The sequence below is a fragment of the Pedobacter sp. ASV28 genome (assembly GCF_016428855.1).
GTDB lineage: Bacteria > Bacteroidota > Bacteroidia > Sphingobacteriales > Sphingobacteriaceae > Pedobacter.
On the sequence record NZ_JAELTN010000120.1, the window covers coordinates 1 to 2,958 of the forward strand.

The window sequence follows — 2,958 nt, forward strand, 5'->3', positions numbered from 1 at the left end:
GGCTCGATCGTCGGCAGCGTCAGATGTGTATAAGAGACAGTGATGATACCTTCCGTTTCTGGGTCGTTCATCAACAACTCAACCGCTTCTTTAGTAGGCGTACCAATAATTGGATCGCCACCAATACCAATAGCGGTAGTGATACCCAAACCAGCTTTAACCACTTGGTCTACCGCCTCGTAGGTTAACGTACCAGATTTAGAAACCACACCTACCGTACCTTTTTTGAAGATAAAACCTGGCATGATACCAATCTTAGCCTCATCAGCGGTAATTACACCCGGACAGTTAGGACCGATTAAACGGCAATCTCTACCTGTAATATAAGATTTTACAGCGATCATATCCTTAGTAGGAATGCCTTCTGTAATACAAACAATCACTTTAATACCAGCCTCGGCAGCTTCCATAATGGCATCTGCAGCAAAGGGAGGAGGAACAAAAATAATAGATACATCTGCGCCAGCCTTATCAACCGCATCTTTAACTGTGTTAAAAACCGGTCTGCCTAAATGTGTCTGACCACCCTTGCCAGGAGTAACCCCGCCAACAACGTTTGTACCGTAAGCTATCATTTGCTCAGCGTGGTAAGTACCTTCGTTACCGGTAAAACCCTGAACAATTACTTTAGAATCTTTATTTACTAAAACACTCATTGTATCTATTTTTTTGTGCAAACTTAAGGTAAATGCCATATAATGTCAAATGCAAAAGCATATTATTTCATCTGTTTAGGTTTTTGTGGCAATAGGTACTGAAGCGACCATGATTTTTCACAAGTACTTATTTATTTTGGTGTTCAAGAACTCACCAGTTCGTTTGAATTAATGTATTGGTATTTTTGAAAATCGCGACGGTTTCACCTCCATTTATTTCTTTACAAATCAATAGCTTAAGCTGAAGATCACCTTTGAAAAAATACCAATACCCCTTCCCACAAAATGGGTGTATGCCAGTTTAAAGAAATGGATCATCTGCCCTGTCCACGATAACAAAAAAGAAAGCTCTTGCTCCCGATCGTTTATCTCCACAGCGCAGGCTGCTGCTCAGAAAAAAGATATTTAGTTTATATTTGGACATATAGAGATGCTAAGCAAAGACAGCGCAGGAAATAAAGGATATTATTGATCTAGAATTAAGACCAGAAGCTGATATTCATCATGTATTTGGACTTGATATGACCAAGTGTTTAATAGAACCTATCAAACAAAAGTATAGGTGTGCCAACGATTTCAATGACCTTTACGAATTATGGACTGTATTAGAAGAAACCAGATATGCAGATGGATATAGAATCTATTATGACGAGAATACAGAGATGTTTGGGCTTGCCATACAATCAAATAAAGATGTTCTAATTGATATAGGGAGTTATGGAACTTTTTTAAAAGCGCTTTATTCCATGTAAATGGTAGTCAAATGTACTTTATAAGAAGATTGATATCCATCTTCATTCTTCTTACTACAGCTTACACTGGCTGGGCCCAGATTTCAATTACGGGAAAAGTAGTTGAACATCTACTCATAGGACACTTAAAAAAAAATAAGACTAACAAAAGCACACCCTTTAAAATGATTTAGCCATTAAAGTTTAACCAGATCAAAATACTCACGAACTTAGTAGCATGTCATATACCTAATAGATCTGTTAAAAAAATAAAGAACTCTTCTCTATCACACCATAAAATTTAGCACCATGAACAACGATCAAAAAGAATTGTCGGCCGAACAATGTGAAGAACTAATTAAACTTTTAAAGATGCGTTTTGCAACAAACATGAACCGTCATGAAGGAATGGAATGGACCAAAGTACAAGCCAAGTTAGAGGCCAATCCAACAAAACTATGGTCGCTAGATGAAATGGAAAGCACAGGTGGCGAACCTGATGTTATCGGTTATGATCAAAAGACCAACGAATACCTTTTTTATGATTGCTCGGCAGAAAGTCCCAAAGGCCGTAGAAGTGTTTGTTACGACCGAGAAGCATGGGAAGCAAGAAAAGAGCACAAGCCAGAAAATACGGCACTCGACATGGCTGCAGAAATGGGCATAGAAATTTTAACAGAAGAACAGTATAGGGAACTCCAAAAAGTAGGGGAATTTGACCTAAAAACCTCGAGCTGGCTGGCTACACCTTCTGACATCAGAAAACTGGGAGGTGCTATTTTTGGCGATCGTCGTTATGATACCGTTTTTGTGTACCATAACGGGGCACAATCTTATTATGCCGCAAGGGCTTTCAGAGGCTCACTAAGGGTATAATTTCATTTCACCGGAAATTTTATTAATTTGGAAAGTTTAGATTTTGGTTGGAATTCGAGGCTATTGATCTTTTTTCGTGGGACAAGGATAATGATTTTGTCAAGATCCAAGTATATGACCTCAAATGCCACCTGCACATGATTTCAAGATTAAGCCAATTGGACAATATAACTTTCCATAAAACAAAACTTCTTGAATAAGTTTTGTTGGAAGATAAAATTAACGATATTTACCTAGAACAAACTAACTTTATTTCAAGACGCCATCCACTCGTTTAAGGTAAAAAATGCATAGGCAAACCATTTAAACGATAAAGCCTAAAAAAATGATAGACAACCTGCTAAGCTACGATTTTGCATGGAAACCTTACACCACCGGACAATCGATAGCCACAGACAAAACGCATATTTTCCGTATCGCAGTAAACGACCATTTTCAACGAATAAAAAAGCAACTTACCGAAGTGCTATCTGAACGTGAGCAGGAAAAGGCCAGCCGTATGTTTATCCCCAAAGACAAGGAACGCTATGTAGTCAGTAAATTTTGTCTGCGTACCCTCCTTTCCCTATGCCTAAATGTGCCCTCACACGAAATTGATTTTATTGCCCATGAACACAAGAAACCAACGGTTAAGGGTTTAGAATTTAATATTAGCCATACCGGCGATTATATTCTGATTGCCATTAGTCCAAAAG

At 38.3% G+C, this 2,958-nt stretch carries 5 protein-coding genes; 3 read left to right on the plus strand and 2 right to left on the minus strand.

Translation table 11 applies throughout. From position 1 onward, the window contains the following. Both JHD79_RS22365 and JHD79_RS23045 read right to left on the minus strand, forming a co-directional pair. On the minus strand, positions 1 to 656 hold a 656-nt coding region (locus JHD79_RS22365; protein WP_199121577.1), incomplete at its 3' end, for a CoA-binding protein. 301 nt (positions 657 to 957) lie between these two features. Continuing rightward, positions 958 to 1,080 (minus strand): hypothetical protein, encoded by a 123-nt coding sequence (locus JHD79_RS23045; protein WP_255533975.1) that lies wholly within the window; start codon positions 1,078 to 1,080, stop codon positions 958 to 960. Positions 1,081 to 1,177: 97 nt separating this feature from the next. Between JHD79_RS23045 and JHD79_RS22370 the strand changes: the two genes are divergently transcribed. The 3 genes from JHD79_RS22370 to JHD79_RS22380 form a co-directional block, all read left to right on the plus strand. Continuing rightward, positions 1,178 to 1,408 carry a hypothetical protein gene (locus tag JHD79_RS22370; RefSeq protein WP_199121578.1) on the plus strand — a complete coding sequence of 77 codons (231 nt, stop codon included), beginning with the start codon at positions 1,178 to 1,180 and terminating at the stop codon, positions 1,406 to 1,408. 288 nt (positions 1,409 to 1,696) lie between these two features. After that, positions 1,697 to 2,263: a DUF4256 domain-containing protein gene (locus JHD79_RS22375; RefSeq protein ID WP_199121579.1), complete on the plus strand. Its 567-nt coding sequence runs from the start codon at positions 1,697 to 1,699 to the stop codon at positions 2,261 to 2,263. 325 nt (positions 2,264 to 2,588) lie between these two features. Then, positions 2,589 to 2,958, plus strand: a 370-nt coding sequence (locus tag JHD79_RS22380; protein ID WP_199121580.1) for a hypothetical protein, incomplete at its 3' end; no start/stop codon positions are given.